Below are 18,538 nucleotides of genomic sequence, written 5' to 3'. Positions count from 1 at the left end.
GAGTTGGGAATTAGTCTATAGGATTTAGTATGGCAGTTCAAAAATTTGAAGATTTAATTGTTTGGCAAAGAGCGCAAGAACTGGCACTCCTTATTTACCAAGATTTTGAAAGATGTAATGATTTTGCTTTTAGAGACCAAATAAGAAGGGCCGCAGTTTCGGTATCGAACAATATAGCTGAAGGTTTCGAGAGAAGTTCCAACGCTGACTTTTCCAAGTTCTTATTTTACTCACTTGGTTCGAATAGTGAAGTAAGGTCTATGATTTATCTTTCTGTTAAACTAAATTTGTTGGCTAAAGGAAGAGCAGATAAAATAATTGAGATGACCAATGAAGTGTCGAAGTTACTCTATGGATTAATAAAGTCCATGAAGACTAATCCCTAAGCCCTAATCCCTATTTCCAATACATAGAATGAGTGATATCAAACTTAAAATAACCGACCGAGAGGGTGTTTCACACGAAGTGGATGCCCCAACCGATATGAACATGAACTTGATGGAAGTGGTACGTTCCTACGAATTGGCCCCCGAAGGGACCATTGGAATTTGTGGCGGTATGGCCATGTGTGCTTCATGTCAGTGTTACGTTCAATCTGATCACCAATTACCGGAAAAATCAGATGACGAAGAAGCCATGCTGGCGGAAGCTTTCTTTGTAAAGGCTAATAGCCGCTTGGGCTGCCAAATCCATATCACTGAAGATTTGGATGGCCTAGAGGTGGAATTGGCTCCAGAGGAAGGCTAATCCGAAACACGTATTCCATCAATCCTTAAAAGGATAGCAGCAAAATCTTATATTTAGTCTTTCTTGTCATCAGAAAATGAGAAAGACTCTTTTTGCTTGTTTTTTAGTTTTGGTATCAGCAGTTTGCTGGTCGCAGGATCAGTATCCGCAATTTACAGAGATTGTTACGGATAATGCAGAGATTTTCTCCCATGCCCAACTAGAGGATTTACGTGCCAAACTCACCCAATTTGAAACCGAGACCACCAATCAGGTAGTGGTACTTACCATACATGAATTGGGCTCTGAGACCATTGAGCAATATGCCAACGGCGCGTTCAATCAAAATAAATTGGGACAGGAGGGAAAAGACAACGGGATTCTGATTCTTTTCTCAAAATTGGATAGGGAAGTGCGTATTGAAGTCGGATACGGACTGGAACCCTATATCACCGATGCCGTGGCTTCGCGTATCATCAGAAACACCATGATTCCAAAATTTAAGGAGGAGGATTACTATGGAGGCATCGACCTGGCCACTGATCTAATCATTGAGTTCTTAAAAAACCCTGAAGCATTGGAAGAGTTCAATCGGCAGATTGAGGCGGAAGGGGAATTTCCATGGTGGGCCCTGATATTGATGACGCTTTTTCTTTCCGTGTTCATAGCCGCGGGAGGTTTTGTTTTTTATAAAGGATATTCCAATCTCGTTGAAATGTTCAGAGGAATATTCATTGGGAAACTTGGACTTCTTCCAGGACTATTTATGCTTATCCCCACCTTGATGATGGTAGTCTTTGGGCTTGTTTTTGTTTTGATGCCCTTATTTTTTCTGGCCATGGTCTTTGGATTCGATTTTGATCCAGATAATGTTAGCCTGAACACTGCTTTGTTCTATGTGGTACCCATTGGGTTCTTTGCGGTCACCATAACCTTTGCGGTCATAAAGATTTTGATCAAAGGGAAGGAAGATTTCAAACTTTCGTGGGTAAAGTCAGACAGCACCTATATGAGCAAAATCTTTTCCTCTGGGGGTAGTCATTCGTTTGGCTCAAGTTCTGGAGGCAGCAGTTCCAGTAGTTTTTCCGGGGGTGGTGGAAGCTCAGGGGGTGGCGGTGCCAGCGGAAGTTGGTAATTGTTTTTGATTTACCGTATTTTCACAACACTAACTAAACAGACCCTTGAGATGAGAATTGCAATCCTAGCTATCCTATCTGTATGTATTTCCTGTGCCGACAAGCCCCAAACTGAAGTTGAAAAATGGGAAGCACAAGCGGAAAACATTACCATAATTCGAGATGATTTTGGTGTGCCCCACATCTATGGCAAGACCGATGCCGATGCGGTATTCGGGTTGTTGTATGCTCAATGTGAGGACGATTTTAACCGAGTGGAACAAAACTATATCTGGGCCACAGGCCGATTGGCTGAGGTTGAGGGCGAGGAAGCCATCTACAGCGACTTGCGTGCAAAACTGTTCATGACTGAAGAAGAGGCCATCGCCAAGTATGAGAGCAGCCCAGAGTGGTTGAAAAAACTGTGCGATGCTTTTGCAAATGGCATCAATTATTACCTCCATACCCATCCAGAAGTACAACCCAAGTTATTGACCCATTTTGAACCTTGGATGCCCATGTATTTTAGTGAAGGTTCTATTGGAGGGGATATTGAGCGGATTTCCACAGAAAAAATCAAGGCGTTTTATGAAAGTGGCATGGAGCTACCAAAAATGGAAGCGCTTCAGCTCAAAAAAGAAGAGGAAATGGCCGAACCTCAAGGCTCCAACGGAATTGCGTTATCGGGAAAGTTGACACAATCGGGCAATGCCATGCTCTTGATCAATCCCCACACCTCATTTTATTTTAGGGGCGAGGTGCATGTGGTAAGTGAAGAAGGATTGAACGCCTACGGAGCGGTAACTTGGGGACAATTTTTTGTATACCAAGGCTTTAATGAAAAAACGGGATGGATGCACACATCAACCTATACCGATGTAATGGATGAATTTAAAGAGACCCTGATCAAAAACGATGGGAATTTGTTCTATCAATATGGAGAGGAACTACGGCCTGTGGATTCATTGGAGGTCACTTTAAAATATAAGGATGGGGATGCTTTAAAAGAAAGGACCTTCCCCATGTACCGTACCCATCATGGTCCCATCACGCATATGGTGGATGGCCAGTGGACCGCTTCGGCAATGATGTGGGAACCTGTGAAGGCTTTGGAACAATCCTATATCAGAACGAAACAGAACGGTTATCAAGGTTTTAGGGAAATGATGGATATCCGAACCAATTCCTCAAACAATACGGTGTATGCCGATGCGGAGGGCAATATTGCCTATTTTCATGGCAACTTTGTACCAAAACGCGATACTATTTTTGATTACACCCAACCTGTGGACGGAAGTAATCCCCAAACCGATTGGCAAGGGCTGCATACGGTTGATGAGAATATTTTGTTGTTGAACCCAGAAAACGGGTGGATTCAGAACTGTAATTCCACCCCCTATACCTCGGCCTTGGAATTCAGTCCTAAACGTGAAGATTACCCCAATTATATGTCGCGCGACCAAGAAAATTTTAGGGGTGTCCATGCTATTGAATTATTGACCGGGCGTAGCGGCTATACCTTGGACAGCCTTATTGTGTTGGCACACGACCCGTATTTGCCTGCTTTTGAAGCTTTGATTCCGGGATTGATTAAAGCGTATGACGCAAATCCAATTCCCGAATTAAGCGAACCGATTCAAGTGCTTCGGGATTGGGATTTTACCACATCCAAAGAATCCATGGCCATGACTTTGGGCCATTATTATGGAACACATTGCTATGCAAAAGCGGAACGGCCAGAAGGGATGTATTCCATGGAGTGGGTGAATTATTGGGGGAGCGATTGGCCCAATACCAGAAAATTGGAACTGTTTCAAGAAGCCATTGCCCAATTGCAGAATGATTTTGGAACGTGGAAAATGCCTTGGGGTGAGGTAAATCGGTATCAACGTTTAAATGGGGACATCCGCCAACCTTTTGATGATGCCAAGCCAAGTATTCCCATTGGTTTTGCCAGCGGAACTTGGGGCGCTTTGGCAGCCTATGGCGCCCGGTACGACAATGGGACCAAAAAAATATATGGTACCCGTGGCAACAGTTTTGTGGCCGTTGTGGAATTCGGCGATAAGGTAAAAGCGAAGACGATATTGGCCGGAGGGCAGAGTGGCGACCCGGATTCACCTCATTTTGACGACCAGGCACAACGTTATGTAGACATGAAATTTAAGGATGCAGCCTATTACAAGGAAGACGTGTTGAAAAGAGCGAAGCGGACATATAAGCCGGGAGAGTGATTACTCTTCTTCTTTAACAATAATCAAGCTGGCTTTGGAGCCTGTGGAAAGATTCCAGCGATTATTATGAATTACTTGACCTTTTTCATCCGCAACAACGACTTGGGCTGTGTTGGGTCCGGATGAACCTTGGTTCAAAGCTTCAAATTCAATTCGGTTGAATCCTGGTGCCAAATCCAAGTTAACCCCTCTAAAAGCACCTGAAAGCAGCAAGTTGTATTCCACTACTTCACCGTTGAGGTATATTTTTATTCGGTCACCGTCTACGTACTCGTGGTCACGGCATACAATCCCCACAAATTTGGACGTCGTCTTTAAATCACCCAGATATTGATCACCAAAATGTTCGTTGGAACTTTTTTTCTCCTTTTCTCCCACCTTAGGGTCAATTACCAAATCATGCCCGGCCTGGAGCAGTTCCCTATCCGGTAACATTTTAACGCCAGGTTTCTCATTTTCGGAGGTTAGATTTTCGTCAATAATGGAAGGCATACGCAATAAAGTACCTTGATTACTGGCCTTTACATCCAAGTTGTTATTGTCGCCAATTTTTAGGGGGCGGGTTGTAGGTATATCGGATTGCGCTATCAGGGAGCTGATTCCCATTGCAAAACCCGTAAGAAACAAAACAAGCTTTTTCATAGCAACTTGGTCCATAGATAAATATAAAGTTAGCAAATACCTTGCCATGAAGATGATAAAGTGGCGTTAAATCGATAAAAAACGGATACGAGTTAAAGTCATCACAAATAGGATTTGTTGGGAAACTCAGGTATGAAGCTTGATACTTTTTTGGCTTAACCTTTTAATTATATCAAAAAATGAAACACGTATTACTTTTTACCCTGTTGTTGGGCGCAGTGGCCCTGCAAGCACAAGATTCTGAAAACGACAAAAGAACCATCCCAAAAGGTACTTGGAACATCGGGGGCGATTTTTCTTTCGGATTTCACGATCAAGAATCTACAAATGAAGCTTCAACCAGTAATTTGGATAGGTATTTATTCTCTTTTTCCCCTCGGATTGGATATGTCTTCGCTGATAATTGGATGTTAGGCCTGAAAGCTGGGTATGGTTTCAGTAAATCTGACAATGAACGTATTGAAAATGGAGAGTTTACAGGTGAAACTGAGAACAAAGGTGAGTCCATATCAGTTGCGCCATACATTAGAAGGTATTTTGGAGTGGGCAAAAATCTTCTTTTCAATTTGCAGGGAGAACTAGGGTATTCTGCGTCATGGTCTGAAAATATTTCAGGCAGTTCGGAAAGGGCCACTTCAACCTCAGATCGGTTTAACGTATCCATAAGGCCGGGGATAACTTTTTTTGTTTCCAATAAACTGGCCTTGGAATCCTCCTTAGGAGTACTGGAATATTATGCCACTAAAAGTGACCAAAGCAATGGATTTGATAATACGAGTAGTGGTGTCAACCTTAGCTTAGATCCTTCAAGTTTATTTTTTGGACTTTCCTATTACTTTTAATGAATTGAATCCAACAAGCTTGGGAAGCCCGCTACACTGCAGCGGGCTTATTCTTTTTTAATCCAAACAATGGGTGTAATAGTGGAATCCGAAGAATGATCAAATCGTAGATCAACCAACTGATTCCAAAAGTACCCACCACCAAAATGATGGCTTTTGGGATAAAGCCCCAATCCAAATTCATAAGATAGTACCCAATGGCAATGGTAACGGTCTGGTGTAGGATATAAAATGGATACACGGCACGGTTGGCGTAGGCCAATGTTTTACTGGGACGATTTAAATATTGTGAGGCATAAGCAAACAGAACTAGTATCCAACTCCATAGATTGACCACCTTTAACAAGGCTTCGGTGAAGTGTCTGGTGTAGCCATCCTCAAATTGCCAGCAAATGATGAGCCCCACAAAACATACCGATCCAATGATCAAGGCTTTTCTCTTTATTTTTTCAACATTTTCCCAAAAAGTGTCTCCCAGTGAGATTAATACAAAGCCATAAAAGAAAAGCGTACTGTAGTTGATGATGGCAAACCAATCGCGGATGAGGTCATGGGTAATGTCAAAAAAAGGTTCTACCAAAGACTCCCAGAGATAAAGTGGCAGAATAAACCAGTACAGTCCCAGTGGTTTTGCAACAAACCGTTTTATCCATTGCACAAACTTCCCAGGGTTTTTCCGGATTCGAAGGAAAATAGGGGACAAAACCCAAGAAAAAATGAGTAGGTAAGGCAAAAACCATAGGTGGTGCCAAGAGAAATTTCCTTCTGGATAAATGCCATCTCGGGCCACAGTAGCAAAAAATTCCCAATACGAACCTGTGAACTGAGAATTCGCTACACGTTCAAAGTACACCTGTGGCGGTACAATGAACAACATGCCAAAAATGAGCGGAATGCCCAAGCGTTTGAAACGTTCCCAATTAAACTGGCGAACCGTTCGTTTTCCAAAGGCGTAATAGGTGCCCATACCTGAAATGACAAAAAGAATAGGCAAACGCCACTGGTTCAAAAAAAGCATGGGCCATTGCAGCCAGGAATAAATTGTATTGTTTTTAATGTGCCACCCCCATGGTATAAAGAACATTCCCACATGATAAAAAATAAGGAGTCCAAAAACTATGACCCGTAGCCAATCTAAATCGTAACGTCTAATTTTTGTTTGCATGATTGATGAATTTCACCAAAGATGCGGTTCCATTCCAAAGCGTTGCAGTTTTTGGAGCTTCAAGACGTCCAGAATTACAATTTAGGAGGAATTAGGGGTGTTTTTACCCTTTATTTTGTTTCATAAAGCTCGAGGGAGAGCTTCCAACGTGTTTTTTGAAGGCACTATAAAAGGCAGATTTGGACCTGAAACCCACCGTCTGCCCAATGGCCTCTACGGTATAATTGGCAAATTCTTCATTCAACAACCGAATTTTGGCAAGTTGTATCCTTTTTTGGTTGATGAAGTCGTTGAAATTCATCCCAGTCTTGGAGTTGATCAATTTAGAAACGGTATTGGTATTGGTATTGAGATTTTCAGCCAAATCCTTTAGTGAAATATCTTGATGACAATAATAAGCACCTTGATTCAAAAAATCTTCCACTGCCCCAAACTCAAGTGAGTTGGAAGAGAGGGTCTCGTATTTGTCCGCAATCCAGGTTTTTTCAAAAAAGCGTGACTCAGAAAGAATAAAAAAAGAAGTCGCGAAGATGGTCATCGTTCCAAAAATGCCAATGTAATGATCACCCCGGTCATCATCATAATTAATGAATATTAAAAAAATGAATAGCAATAATGCCAAAAAGAAGAATACAGTGTTTCTTGAGAAAGTGTACTTGTCCACTTTAATATTCTTTGCCGACATTTCTTTTGTACGCCATGTTGATACCACCAATCGCGCGGATAAAATAAGGTAGAATGCAAAGCCGAACAATAATATCCACCGGAACTGATCTTTGATGATATGATAGGAATAATTAACGGAATTAGGCACGTCCACAAAGCCTAAATCACGATGATAAGCCCCAATGTAGGCATTGAGTTTGACCTCTATTGGACTTAAGGAATAATTAATTTGAGACAACCCATAAGCTACTGGAAGAACAAAATGATACCAATGTTTTTTTAGCGTAAAAGGTTCGCGTTTGAGCAGGGAATAGAGGAAAAAATAAAGCGTGGGTGCTATGAGCAGGACAAAAACTTCGGTGGAATCGTTTAGGAACAGTACCTTTTTCATGAGTCCTGTATAGCAAAGGTAGATGTCTATAAACACCAAACATTGCACCAACAAAGCCCATCCAAATAATCGGATAGCAGAATTTCTTTTGGTTCGAAGAAAAATGACCAAGACCAAAAACAAGCCTTGAACAATACCAAGAAGCATTATATGTGATGCTAGATTGTGCCGAATGGGAATTTTATCCAATAAGACCGTAATATCTTCCATGCTAACAACTTAAATCGTATCTTAATACTCCGTCAAAAGTGGAAATTACCATTCTTTTTTTAATCAACTGTTGACCAAAAATGAAAAAAAGACAATTCTTACGGTATGTGGGCAGTGCGGCCATGGCCGCACCCTTTTTCCCTATCACAGCAAGTGCTCAAGATTCCAGTGCAATAGTGCCATATCCAGATAAGAATAGTGAAGCTTTTTGGGAGCGTATCAGAATGGATTATAGACTTAAACCGGAGTACATTAACTTGGAAAATGGATACTACAATTTTGTCCCGACTCCCATTTTGAACAAATACATCGAGCATGTGAGAGAGGTGAATTATCAAGGCTCCTACTACATGCGAACGGTGCAATGGGAGAATAAAAACAAGGCTGCCGCTCGTGTGGCCCAATTGGTAAACTGCTCAGAAAAAGAACTGATCATCACCCGAAACACCACCGAATCGTTGGATTTGATCATAGGGGGATTTCCTTGGAAAAAGGGAGATGAAGCCATTTTTGCGGTACAGGACTATGGTGCCATGCAGATTCATTTTGAACAGATGCAAAAGCGGTATGGCATGGTTTGTAAAAAGGTGTCATTGCCAAACCATCCCAAATCTGATGAAGAGATTGTGGAATTGTATGCATCCCAGATTACTCCAAAGACCAAGTTATTGATGGTTTGCCATATGGTAAATGTAACAGGACAGATTTTACCTATTCGGAAAATTTGCGATATGGCCCATGCCCATGGTGTTGAGGTCATGGTGGATGGCGCCCACTGCGTGGGCCACATAAAAGTTGATTTGGCGGAACTGGACTGCGATTTTTATGGGTCAAGCCTACACAAATGGTTGAGTACACCGCTTGGCGCTGGAATGTTGTATGTAGCCGAAAGACATATCCCCAAAATTTGGCCTTTGTTGGCTGAACATGAGGATGATGAGACCAAAATCCGGCGGTTAAACCATACAGGGACCCACCCGGTGCACACGGACCTTACCATCAACGATTGTGTGGACTATCTGGAGTTGATCGGTATGGAGCGAAAAGAGGAACGTTTGCGAGAATTACAACGGTATTGGAGCAATCAACTACGAAATGTGGACAATGTGGTGATCAATACCCCCATTGAACCCCATAGAAGTTGTGGTATTGCCAATGTCGGTTTAAAGAATATGAAACCCCATGATTTGGCAAAAACCCTTTTAAATGAATTTAATGTTTGGACTGTTGCCATAGATTTTGAAAATGTTCATGGATGCCGAATCACACCCAATGTCTATACTACCTTTGATGAATTGGATCGCTTTGTGTCTGCCATTAAAACCATAGCAAAGCGCATTTAAGTGTCTAAATAATCCGATAGTTTTTCTGGGCCTTCCAGCAACAGCCTTACTATTTGCAGGGTGCCGTCCGCTTTGGTGGCAATATGCCATTTGATGAGTGAAATTTTGCCCTTTTCAATTTCAAGGCCGGTGATGCTTCTGGGATGTACACAGCTTCCATCATTAAAAAAAGGAATTTGTCCGGGTTCGGGAAATCGGGGTCTGTGAGTGTGTCCGGCAATCGTAATCTTCAAATTTTTCTTTAAAATCCAGCGCTTAATGCGTTTTTCTATTCGAATGAGTTCCTTGTAATTTTTAGCTGGACTGGTGGGGTCCGCTATACCCACCACTTGAAGGGGTTTCCATAATACACGAACCAGAAATCGGCCAATGCGCCAGCAGACATAGTTCCACCAATCCGCCTGGTGCCCGTGGGTGCAAAAAAGTTCTTGCCCCGTTTTTGAATGCTTTAAAATGATGGCTTCATGGTAGGTAATTCCTTCAAAAAGTTCCTTGTCCGAACCATCAATCGGCTCAAAATAACTGGAGAGGTGATTATCTACATAGTTCTGGTCTTTGTACACCATATCATGATTGCCCCAGACCATGTGCAAGCGTTTTTCCAAATGAAACTGTCGCAATAATTGGTAGACATTTTTGTGCGCTTCAAAAATTTCCTCAAAGCTTATGTTTTCCCAGAGTTCATCCCCATCACCAAGTTCACAATAGTGGAATCCTTGACGATAGTAATGATTGAGGGCATGAAAATAAATGTTGCGGTTGTTGGCAAAATCATCGGCAAAACTGTTGTCCCCTCTATGACAATCACTAAAGAAGATGAATTTGGAATCATCATCAAAAGGAATAATCTTGGCATTGTTGTAGGCCCGATCTAACCTATACGTGGAGGACATAGTGTGATTTTTACTAAATATCTTCAAAAATGGCGATTAATCTATTAAGATTACCATTATAAGACGGGCATCCTTTCTTTTTGTAACTTTACCGCTCAATCTACGACCAATATCCGTATGGAGCAGAATTGCAATACCGATAGCCCGATGATGCAGTTGGTAAGTTTCAACAAACTGTTGGAACACTACGACCAGCAAGCCAAAAGCAAGGATAAATTCTTTGCTGACTGGGCAAGATATGTCTTGGATGCCCAGGCACCTTATCCTGAGTTAAGGGACGGGTTTACCGATCTTAGCTTATTGGAAAAGCACAAGGACGTCATCAGTATTATTTTGAAGGAGAGTTTTGCGCCTGCTTTGACCAATAACGAAATAAAAACAGCTTCAACAGCTTTTGAAAGTTCGGTGTTCAATTCATCGGAACGCTTTCAAAAAATATTGAAAGAAGCCGGTGAGGACTTTGAACTTGAAATCCAGAACATACCCACAGAGCTCAGTTATATCATGAAATGTACCGTGATACTGAACTTCTACTATGGGTTCCATTTAGATTTTAAACGACCCATCTTCTACAATATTCCTGATGCCAATGGAGTAATGCGTCATTATCGCATTTTGTACAATGCGGACTTTATGGAAATTCTTCCTACGGAAAAATCCAAGAAACTGACCCAAGAGGATGTTGATGAACTATTGGACAATTTTGACAATCTGGACCTTTGGAAGGAGAAAATACCGCCTAATAGTTTTATTGCAAAGGGCTTTGTTATTTCCAACATGTTCGATGTTACCACGGAGCATTCCATCTCTGAAATAAAATCAACACTTATTGGAAAAAAGAAGAGCGAGAACGAAAACTATATGGAAAGTTTTCAGGATACTTTCAGATCGCTCTTCAAACTCAAGAAAATCAATGTAGGTTTTGCGGGGTATGATTCCAGTGCCAATAGTTTCTTTAAGATCTATGGTAGGGGAATGGAGAGCTATATTCTCAATGGAAAGGAAACGGAATCGTGCGATTTAATGCTTTGCGAACACTCCCAGGGAAAACTTTTTAGGGAGAACAAGTATTTTGCCATCTCCAATGTAGAAAAATATCATAGGCAAGAGGAGCAGGCCCAGCCCTACAAAAGTCTTTATGAACAGGGGATACGAAGCGCCATCCTGGCCCCTATTTCGAGCAAGGGGGAGCTTTTGGGAGTTTTGGAACTGGTATCGGATACTGTAAACGAATTGAACAGTGTCAATGCCAATAAGCTGGATGATGTAATGCCGTACATCATATCATCGGTGCTGCGGTCCATTGAGGAGGAAGAAAACCTGGTGGATGCCATTATTCAACATGAATGTACTACGGTACACCCATCTGTGTATTGGAAATTTCAAGAGGAGGCCAAGCGATTTATGACGGATGAATTGTCTGGAAATCAACCGGTATTCAAAGAAATTGTTTTTAAGGACGTACATCCCCTCTATGGGCAAATCGATATAAAAGATTCTTCCAAGGAACGTAACCTTTCCATACAACGTGATTTAATGATTCAACTTTCTGAAATAAATGATGTTTTGGAAGTAGCCATTGCAAAATATGGGTTGCCTATTTATGAGGAGTTGATGTTTCGTGTAAACACTTACCTCAATGAGGTAAAGGAAGCACTTTACACCCATACAGAACAGGCGGTCTTTGATTTTGTGAAAGAAGAAATTAATCCGGTTTTCAAGCATTTGAAAAAGGAGGATGATGAACTCAAGGCACTGATAAAGGCCTATGAAGCCAAAATTGACCCAAATACAGAGTCTTATTACGATCATCGACGTAATTATGACGAGAGCGTTATGGAAGCCAATATGCAATTGGCTGCACTTTTGGACAAAAAGCAATTGGCCGCGCAAGAGATGTTTCCGCATTATTTTGAGCGTTATAAAACTGATGGAGTGGAACATAACATGTACATTGGGAGTTCCATTGCCCGAGACAGAGAGTTCAACGAACTTTATCTGAGCAACCTAAGGTTATGGCAGCTTCAGGTAATGTGCGATATGGAGAACAAATACTATTCCCTAAAACCATATTTACCCGTACAATTGGATGTTGCCTCTCTCGTATTGGTATACAGTACCTCTTTGTCTATCCGTTTCCGTATGGATGAAAAACGCTTCGATGTGGATGGCACCTACAATGCTCGATATGAAGTCATTAAAAAACGAATTGACAAATCCTTTATCAAAGGAACCAACGAAAGGTTGACCCAAAAAGGGAAGCTGTCGATTGTCTATTCCCAACGAAAAGATGAGCGGGAATACATGCGCTACATTCGGTTCTTAAAAAATAAGGGCTACTTTACAGACAACATTGAAATTGTGGAGTTGGAAGGACTCCAAGGAGTGACCGGATTAAAAGCGATCAGGGCAGAGATTCTGTACAAAAAAGACAAACAGTCTGAGCAGACCTACACTTATGATGATTTAATGGAGGAGTTAAAATCTTAGCCTAAAAAATCAATCGGTCAGGACCGAAAAACCGGAAAGCAATTCCAAAAGCCAACACCGAAATCACCATTCCGATCATAAAAATATTGTAGGTGATACGAAGTATTCGGTACTTCTTGTTCAATACCAATCCAAGATAGTAGAGGTCCTTGGTCAGGGAGGAATACACATAATCTTTATCCTTGACCAATTCCTTTAGGGCCCATTCATATTCGTTTAAATCCATTTGATGAAAGTTCCCAAAAAACAGAAGATTTACACGTTTTTCTTCTACATCTTCCTTGGTAAACTTTCCAGTGGTGACATTGGGTCTTGTTGCCAAAACGGACAAAATCATTGAAATCACACTAAAAAGAATAAGAATAAACGTAGGGTAGATAAGGTAAGTGTTGCTAGGGTTGTCCAGTTTGGTGAGCAAATTGGCCAACACCAAAGAAATTATAATGGCATTTACAGACAACAGGATGTTGGCTTTGGTGTCTGCAATATCACTGAGTTTTAAGTGATTTTTAAGGGTTACCCGATACAGGGTCTGTACACTCCGATCTGGGCTTTCCTCTTTGTATTTGGCCTTGAGCGCTTCCTTTTTAGCAATGTTCTTTTCTATTTTCTTGTCTTTTAGCAATTGCTTTAAGTTACGCTGCTTGCCTTCTTCCCAATTTTCTTTGGCGTACTCGGTATAGAACTTTTGTCCATTTTTGAACATCTGAATGTTTTTTTCGCGCCATTCTTTTGAGGAATAATTGGCAATGCCCAATTCCTTTAGCTCCTTCTTTAAAAAATCAGTGGTTTCCCAATAGCTTTTTTTGGCAAAGTGGGACATATCGGCATCCCGGATGATTTCTTCCAGTAAATTTTGGGGCTCATGCTGTTTTTTGGTGGCAAGGATTAAATCGCAGACTTCCTTTGCATCCGCAGAATTATATCCATTATCGAGTAAAAAATCAGTAGCAATTTTACAGCTGGCCTCTTCATGGTTTTCGGGACTCTCCAGATAGCCCGTATCATGCAGCCAAGCGGTTAGCAGAAGCTTTTCATTTTCCTCTTCTTTTAGGTCATAGAAGTTGAGCAATTCTTTAGTACTTTTAACTACACGCTGGGTATGTCGCAAGTTGTGGTATAAAAACCTCGGATCGAGCTTTTTATCAAAAAGTTCACAGACAAAGTGTTCAGTTTTTTCAACAATATCCGACATAACTGCTTGTTTGAATAATCCAAAGTACAAAATTTTGGAGTCAACCTCATCTGCTTATGAAGAAACATTACATGTTCATCCTCTTGTTGGCAATGGTCTACGGATGTGCAACCTATGAGGCAAAATATGCAGATTCCCCAAGCACTCCCAATACTTTTGACACCAAGGAAGTTGAGCACACTTTCTATTTAATTGGGGACGCCGGTTTGTCCCCAGCGGGGGAATTAAACCCTGCTTTAAAAAAGTTTAAATCAGTTTTAGCCAAGGCTGATGCCAACAGTACTGCCATTTTTTTGGGAGACAATATCTACCCTGCCGGTTTTCCGGATGAAGATGATGATCCTGAAGGACATGAATTATCAAAACACTATTTAAACGCCCAATTAAGTACGGTGGAATCCTTTCAAGGAAGAACGGTATTTCTGCCGGGAAACCATGATTGGTACAGTGATGGTTTGAAAGGACTGGAACGGGAAGAAAAATACATCCAAGACGCACTGGACAGTAAAGATGTTTTCCTTCCCGATAATGGTTGTCCTATCGAAGACATTGAAATCAGTGACAACATTTTGCTGCTCGCCATTGATACGGAGTGGTACCTCACTGATTGGGACAAGCATCCTACCATGAATGATAAATGTGAGATTAAAGATCGCGGACGCTTTTTTGAGGAGTTGGAAAGTGAAATTAAGAAGAATCTGGACAAGACTATCATCATTGCTTTGCACCACCCCATGTTCACTTATGGCTCACATGGAGGGCAATTCTCTTTTAAGCAACATATTTATCCTAGTGGTGGTGGGGTTCCACTTCCGGTTTTGGGTACTGTGGCCAATTTGCTGAGAAGGACAGCTGGGGTTACCATTGAAGATGTATCCAACAAAAAATACAATGAACTCAGAAAGCGAATTTTAACCCTCTCGCAATATTCGGATAAGGTCATTTTTGCTTCAGGGCATGAGCATACCCTTCAATATATTGTGGAATCCGGAAAACCACAGATTGTAAGTGGGGCCGGGGCCAAAACCGGTGCTACCCGACTGTTGAACGGTAGCAAGTTCTCCACGGGACAAATGGGTTTTGCAGTGTTGAAAGTGTTCAAGGATGGGTCGTCCAGCGTCAGTTTTTATGGGGCGGATGCATCTGATGACATTCCACTTTATACTTCCGAGGTCCTTCCACCCGATAGGTCTACACTAAAGACGTCGCTACCAGATGATTTCCCGCCGTTCAAGGAGGCTTCCGTCTACACTGAGGAAGAAATTGATAAAAGTGGATTTCATAAATGGTTATGGGGGGAGCGCTATAGAAAATATTATGCCGCCAAGGTAAAGGCGCCTACAGTTCGTTTGGACACGCTCTTTGGTGGACTTACCGTGGTGCGAAAGGGAGGAGGAAACCAATCCAATTCCTTGCGATTGGTAGATAGTGAAGGTAGGGAATATGTAATGCGTGGTCTACGTAAAAGTGCTGAGCGGTACCTTCAAGCCATCGCTTTTCAAGATCAGTATATCATTGGTCAGTTCGAAGATACCTATACGGAAAATCTGTTGTTGGATCTCTACACTGGTGCGCACCCGTACGCCCCGTTCACCATTGCCAAATTATCCGATGCCGTTGATATTTACCATACCAATCCAAAGTTGTACTACATACCCAAACAATCCGTTTTGGGTGATTTCAATACCGATTTCGGCGATGGTCTTTATATGATTGAGGAACATGTATCCGAAGGCCATGATGATCTTGAAAGTTTTGGAAAGACCGAGAAAATTGAAAGTACCTATGACCTTATCAATAAGTTAAGGAAAGATGAAGAATTTAAAATCGACCAACGAGAATATGTAAAGGCCCGTTTGTTCGATATTCTTTTGGGTGATTGGGACCGCCATGTAGATCAATGGCGATGGGCTGAGTTTAAAAGCGAGGATGGCACTAAAATTTACAAGCCTATTCCAAGAGACAGAGACCAAGTGTTTTCCCGTTGGGGTGATGGGTTGATTATGCAATTCGGTTCAAGGGCGGTACCTTCTTTGCGGATTTTTGAAGGTTTTCATGATGAGATTCGCAGCGTAAAAGGGTTTTCTTCTTCACCAAGAACCTTTGCATTGGATATGACCCTTCTGTCTGAAACTGATATGCAAATGTGGGTGGACCAGGCCAAGTTCATTCAACAACACATTAATGAGACTGTAATCGATGATGCTTTCACTGCTTTCCCAGAAGAAGTGCGGGATAAAACGGTTGATGACATCAAAAACATCTTGTTGGCCAGAAAGGAAAATCTGGTGGAAACGGCTAGGGAATATTTCGCTGTTCTTAACAAGTACAGCGTAATCACTGGAACGGACAAAGATGATTATTTTAGCATTAATTCCCTTACAGACGGAGGCCTTGAGGTAACGGGATACCGAATCAAAGGAGGCGAAAAGGCTGATATTTTCTTTCAGAAGGTCTATGACCCCAAATACACCAAGGAAATTTGGGTTTATGGTCTGGATGACGACGATGTTTTTGAAGTTCATGCCCAGACATCCAAGATAAAGATCAGGATTGTGGGTGGCCAGAACAATGATGTCTACAAGATTGGTGAGGAATCCAAGAAAACTTATGTTTATGATTTTAAGACGAAAAAGAATACTTATGACGAGGCCTTTGGAGGAAAAATCCATCGTTTGAACGACTATGAGACTAACACCTATGAGTTTTTAAAGATTAAGGCGAGCAACAACCAATTGCTGCCAACCATTGGTTTCAATCCAGATGATGGTTTTAGAATTGGGTTGACCGATACCTACACCTACAACGCTTTCAGGCAAAATCCTTTTACCCAGCAGCACACTTTTAACGCGGCATATTACTTTGCCACAGCGGGATTTGATTTCGGGTACAAAGGTGAATTTGCCAATGTGATCAATAAGGTAAATCTTGAGATTCAGGCTCGGTTTACGAGTCCAAATTTCACCCTAAACTTTTTTGGTTTTGGCAATGAAACTGAAAACAATGATGATGATGAACCTCTAGGATTGGATTACAACAGGGTAAAGTTGCGGACATTGCAATTTGCTCCCTCGTTGGTTTGGCGTGGTTACTTAGGGTCCAAAGTTCGGGTTGGGCTTTCATATGAAGATATTGAGGTCGAGGCTACTGAGGATAGGTTCATCAATGACTTCTTTTTGGCAAATGGAGAAGAACAACACCTAAATTTCTTTGGTGTGGATGCGGAGTACAGTTATTCAAATACAGATAATGAAGCTTTTCCCACTTTGGGAATGAGTTTTGGATTGCTCGGGGGGTATAAAACCAATCTTACGGAATCTGGCAGGTCGTTTGGATACGTGGTGCCTAGCCTTTCCGTGGATCATAGATTGTGTTCCAATGGTAGGTTGGTCTTGGCGACCAAAGTAAAGGGGCACATTAATATTGGAGATGATTTTGAGTTCTATCAAGCTGCAAGTATTGGAGGAAATGATGGGTTAAGAGGTTTCCGTTTTCAACGTTTTACCGGGAAGACTGCATTTTACCAAAGTACAGACCTACGCTATAGTTTTAGGCGAACACAAACGGGATTGTTGCCAGTAACCCCAGGGATTTATGGAGGTTTTGATTATGGTCGCGTGTGGTTTCCGGGAGAGGATTCCAATCAATGGCACAATTCATATGGAGGCGGGTTTTTTGTAAACGGAGTTGACATACTTACCGCTAATTTTGGACTCTTCAATAGTGCCGATGGCCTTCGGTTTGCTTTTGGGGTAGGATTTGGATTTTAATCGATGGAATAAGAGTAAAGCTTACCCCCTCCAGTTGTTTTATTTCTTTCGTCCGCAATCAAGAGTGTTTTTTCATCCAAAAAGCCAATGGACTCAGTCTGTGTGTTGCTATCAAAATCAATGATTTGGACAGAAGCAGAGTCAAAATTTGGCAATTCAAAGTTGGTCACCAAAAAAATAAAGCCATATCCCAGAAGGGCGATGGTTTTTCCATCAGCTGAAATATCTGCGCCTGTCACCGAACAATGGTCTTGACTTTTACACAGCGTTATGGATCCTAAGAATTCTGCATCGTATTCGCCTTCTTCATCTGGAACCCGATAAATTAAAGTTTCTCCACTATAAGGCCGTGTGCGATTCTTCGTGAAAATGTACAAGTGGTCTTTCCAATGGAAAAAACCCTCGGTATCAAAGAGCAAACTATCTTTTTGGGGCGGAAAATCTTTCTGTTCAGGGTAACGGAACTCAATTTTTTCAGCGTTGGGCTCCTTTTTCTTCAGCTGTGCACTTGAAACCCTATAAATGGTCAGATTTTTTCTGAGGTTAGCATTATTACCAAAATCACCGATGTAGAGATTGCCTTCTATGTCCATGGCCAAATCTTCCCAATCCTCATTTTTGGCGTGGTCAATTTTAAGGCTTTTGGTGATACTCCCCTTTTTATCAATTTTATAGATTCTGTCTTTGTTACCACTATCCTCAGCAACCCAAATATCACCGCTGTGAATGGCCATTCCCGATACTTCTTTAAGCTTTGAAGGGAAGTCCCCCAAATGATTCAATTTACCATAATGGGTTTTTTGGGCACATGCTTGGGCAACCACTAAAATCAAGAAGAGGAAAAACCGATTCATTT

Annotated in this window: 14 protein-coding genes; 8 read left to right on the top strand and 6 right to left on the bottom strand. The window is 41.6% G+C overall.

Annotated features, from left to right (window positions below):
* Window positions 1-29: 29 nt before the first annotated feature.
* The 4 genes from AB1A65_RS02445 to AB1A65_RS02430 all read left to right on the top strand — a co-directional run bounded on the left by AB1A65_RS02445 (window position 30) and on the right by AB1A65_RS02430 (window position 4,075).
* The gene (locus AB1A65_RS02445) at window positions 30-386 is read left to right on the top strand and encodes a four helix bundle protein (protein ID WP_366585292.1); all 357 of its coding nucleotides are present in this window, start codon (window positions 30-32) and stop codon (window positions 384-386) included.
* Between the two features lie 28 nt (window positions 387-414).
* Window positions 415-747, top strand: a complete 333-nt coding sequence (locus AB1A65_RS02440) for a ferredoxin (RefSeq protein WP_366585290.1) — start codon at window positions 415-417, stop codon at window positions 745-747.
* Window positions 748-823: 76 nt separating this feature from the next.
* Window positions 824-1,861 (top strand): TPM domain-containing protein, encoded by a 1,038-nt coding sequence (locus tag AB1A65_RS02435; RefSeq protein ID WP_366585288.1) that lies wholly within the window; start codon window positions 824-826, stop codon window positions 1,859-1,861.
* A gap of 51 nt (window positions 1,862-1,912) precedes the next feature.
* Complete coding sequence (locus AB1A65_RS02430; protein ID WP_366585286.1) at window positions 1,913-4,075, top strand: acylase; 2,163 nt, start codon at window positions 1,913-1,915, stop codon at window positions 4,073-4,075.
* On the opposite strand, the gene AB1A65_RS02425 is transcribed toward AB1A65_RS02430, so the two are convergent.
* A complete protein-coding gene (locus tag AB1A65_RS02425) occupies window positions 4,076-4,717 on the bottom strand; it encodes a hypothetical protein (protein ID WP_366585284.1) in 642 nt (213 codons plus the stop codon).
* 179 nt (window positions 4,718-4,896) lie between these two features.
* Here AB1A65_RS02425 and AB1A65_RS02420 point away from each other — a divergent pair, with 179 nt between their 5' ends.
* Window positions 4,897-5,559, top strand: a complete 663-nt coding sequence (locus tag AB1A65_RS02420; RefSeq protein ID WP_366585282.1) for an outer membrane beta-barrel protein — start codon at window positions 4,897-4,899, stop codon at window positions 5,557-5,559.
* Window positions 5,560-5,590: 31 nt separating this feature from the next.
* Here AB1A65_RS02420 and AB1A65_RS02415 read toward each other — a convergent pair whose 3' ends face one another.
* Together AB1A65_RS02415 and AB1A65_RS02410 are read right to left on the bottom strand one after the other, a co-directional pair.
* Window positions 5,591-6,724 (bottom strand): acyltransferase family protein, encoded by a 1,134-nt coding sequence (locus AB1A65_RS02415; protein ID WP_366585280.1) that lies wholly within the window; start codon window positions 6,722-6,724, stop codon window positions 5,591-5,593.
* Window positions 6,725-6,827: 103 nt separating this feature from the next.
* Window positions 6,828-7,991 carry an AraC family transcriptional regulator gene (locus tag AB1A65_RS02410; RefSeq protein WP_366585278.1) on the bottom strand — a complete coding sequence of 388 codons (1,164 nt, stop codon included), beginning with the start codon at window positions 7,989-7,991 and terminating at the stop codon, window positions 6,828-6,830.
* 80 nt (window positions 7,992-8,071) lie between these two features.
* Here AB1A65_RS02410 and AB1A65_RS02405 point away from each other — a divergent pair, with 80 nt between their 5' ends.
* Window positions 8,072-9,334: an aminotransferase class V-fold PLP-dependent enzyme gene (locus tag AB1A65_RS02405; protein WP_366585276.1), complete on the top strand. Its 1,263-nt coding sequence runs from the start codon at window positions 8,072-8,074 to the stop codon at window positions 9,332-9,334.
* On the opposite strand, the gene AB1A65_RS02400 is transcribed toward AB1A65_RS02405, so the two are convergent.
* The gene (locus AB1A65_RS02400; protein ID WP_366585274.1) at window positions 9,331-10,227 is read right to left on the bottom strand and encodes a metallophosphoesterase; all 897 of its coding nucleotides are present in this window, start codon (window positions 10,225-10,227) and stop codon (window positions 9,331-9,333) included. The genes AB1A65_RS02405 and AB1A65_RS02400 overlap by 4 nt on opposite strands.
* Before the next feature lie 117 nt (window positions 10,228-10,344).
* On the opposite strand from AB1A65_RS02400, the gene AB1A65_RS02395 reads away from it, so the two are divergent.
* Complete coding sequence (locus AB1A65_RS02395; protein ID WP_366585272.1) at window positions 10,345-12,717, top strand: GAF domain-containing protein; 2,373 nt, start codon at window positions 10,345-10,347, stop codon at window positions 12,715-12,717.
* 1 nt (window position 12,718) lies between these two features.
* On the opposite strand, the gene AB1A65_RS02390 is transcribed toward AB1A65_RS02395, so the two are convergent.
* Window positions 12,719-13,912 carry a Pycsar system effector family protein gene (locus AB1A65_RS02390; RefSeq protein WP_366585270.1) on the bottom strand — a complete coding sequence of 398 codons (1,194 nt, stop codon included), beginning with the start codon at window positions 13,910-13,912 and terminating at the stop codon, window positions 12,719-12,721.
* 56 nt (window positions 13,913-13,968) lie between these two features.
* On the opposite strand from AB1A65_RS02390, the gene AB1A65_RS02385 reads away from it, so the two are divergent.
* Entirely contained in the window at window positions 13,969-17,682 is a 3,714-nt protein-coding gene (locus AB1A65_RS02385) for a metallophosphoesterase (protein ID WP_366585268.1), read from the top strand.
* Here AB1A65_RS02385 and AB1A65_RS02380 read toward each other — a convergent pair.
* Complete coding sequence (locus AB1A65_RS02380; protein WP_366585266.1) at window positions 17,679-18,536, bottom strand: hypothetical protein; 858 nt, start codon at window positions 18,534-18,536, stop codon at window positions 17,679-17,681. The genes AB1A65_RS02385 and AB1A65_RS02380 overlap by 4 nt on opposite strands.
* Window positions 18,537-18,538 lie beyond the last annotated feature (2 nt).

The sequence above is a fragment of the Allomuricauda sp. ANG21 genome (genome assembly GCF_040705235.1).
Lineage (GTDB): Bacteria > Bacteroidota > Bacteroidia > Flavobacteriales > Flavobacteriaceae > Flagellimonas > Flagellimonas marina.
The sequence above is the reverse complement of the archived record's forward strand: the minus strand, read 5'-3'. Positions and strand labels throughout refer to the sequence as shown.

Excerpts from the sequence above, each read along its gene's own strand:
- AB1A65_RS02390 (WP_366585270.1), bottom strand. The coding sequence starts at position 13,912 with ATGTCGGATATTGTTGAAAAAACTGAACACTTTGTCTGTGAACTTTTT.
- AB1A65_RS02410 (WP_366585278.1), bottom strand. The coding sequence starts at position 7,991 with ATGGAAGATATTACGGTCTTATTGGATAAAATTCCCATTCGGCACAAT.
- AB1A65_RS02395 (WP_366585272.1), top strand. The coding sequence starts at position 10,345 with ATGGAGCAGAATTGCAATACCGATAGCCCGATGATGCAGTTGGTAAGT.
- AB1A65_RS02430 (WP_366585286.1), top strand. The coding sequence starts at position 1,913 with ATGAGAATTGCAATCCTAGCTATCCTATCTGTATGTATTTCCTGTGCC.
- AB1A65_RS02445 (WP_366585292.1), top strand. The coding sequence starts at position 30 with ATGGCAGTTCAAAAATTTGAAGATTTAATTGTTTGGCAAAGAGCGCAA.
- AB1A65_RS02400 (WP_366585274.1), bottom strand. The coding sequence starts at position 10,227 with ATGTCCTCCACGTATAGGTTAGATCGGGCCTACAACAATGCCAAGATT.
- AB1A65_RS02415 (WP_366585280.1), bottom strand. The coding sequence starts at position 6,724 with ATGCAAACAAAAATTAGACGTTACGATTTAGATTGGCTACGGGTCATA.
- AB1A65_RS02380 (WP_366585266.1), bottom strand. The coding sequence starts at position 18,536 with ATGAATCGGTTTTTCCTCTTCTTGATTTTAGTGGTTGCCCAAGCATGT.
- AB1A65_RS02440 (WP_366585290.1), top strand. The coding sequence starts at position 415 with ATGAGTGATATCAAACTTAAAATAACCGACCGAGAGGGTGTTTCACAC.
- AB1A65_RS02420 (WP_366585282.1), top strand. The coding sequence starts at position 4,897 with ATGAAACACGTATTACTTTTTACCCTGTTGTTGGGCGCAGTGGCCCTG.
- AB1A65_RS02385 (WP_366585268.1), top strand. The coding sequence starts at position 13,969 with ATGAAGAAACATTACATGTTCATCCTCTTGTTGGCAATGGTCTACGGA.
- AB1A65_RS02425 (WP_366585284.1), bottom strand. The coding sequence starts at position 4,717 with ATGAAAAAGCTTGTTTTGTTTCTTACGGGTTTTGCAATGGGAATCAGC.
- AB1A65_RS02405 (WP_366585276.1), top strand. The coding sequence starts at position 8,072 with ATGAAAAAAAGACAATTCTTACGGTATGTGGGCAGTGCGGCCATGGCC.
- AB1A65_RS02435 (WP_366585288.1), top strand. The coding sequence starts at position 824 with ATGAGAAAGACTCTTTTTGCTTGTTTTTTAGTTTTGGTATCAGCAGTT.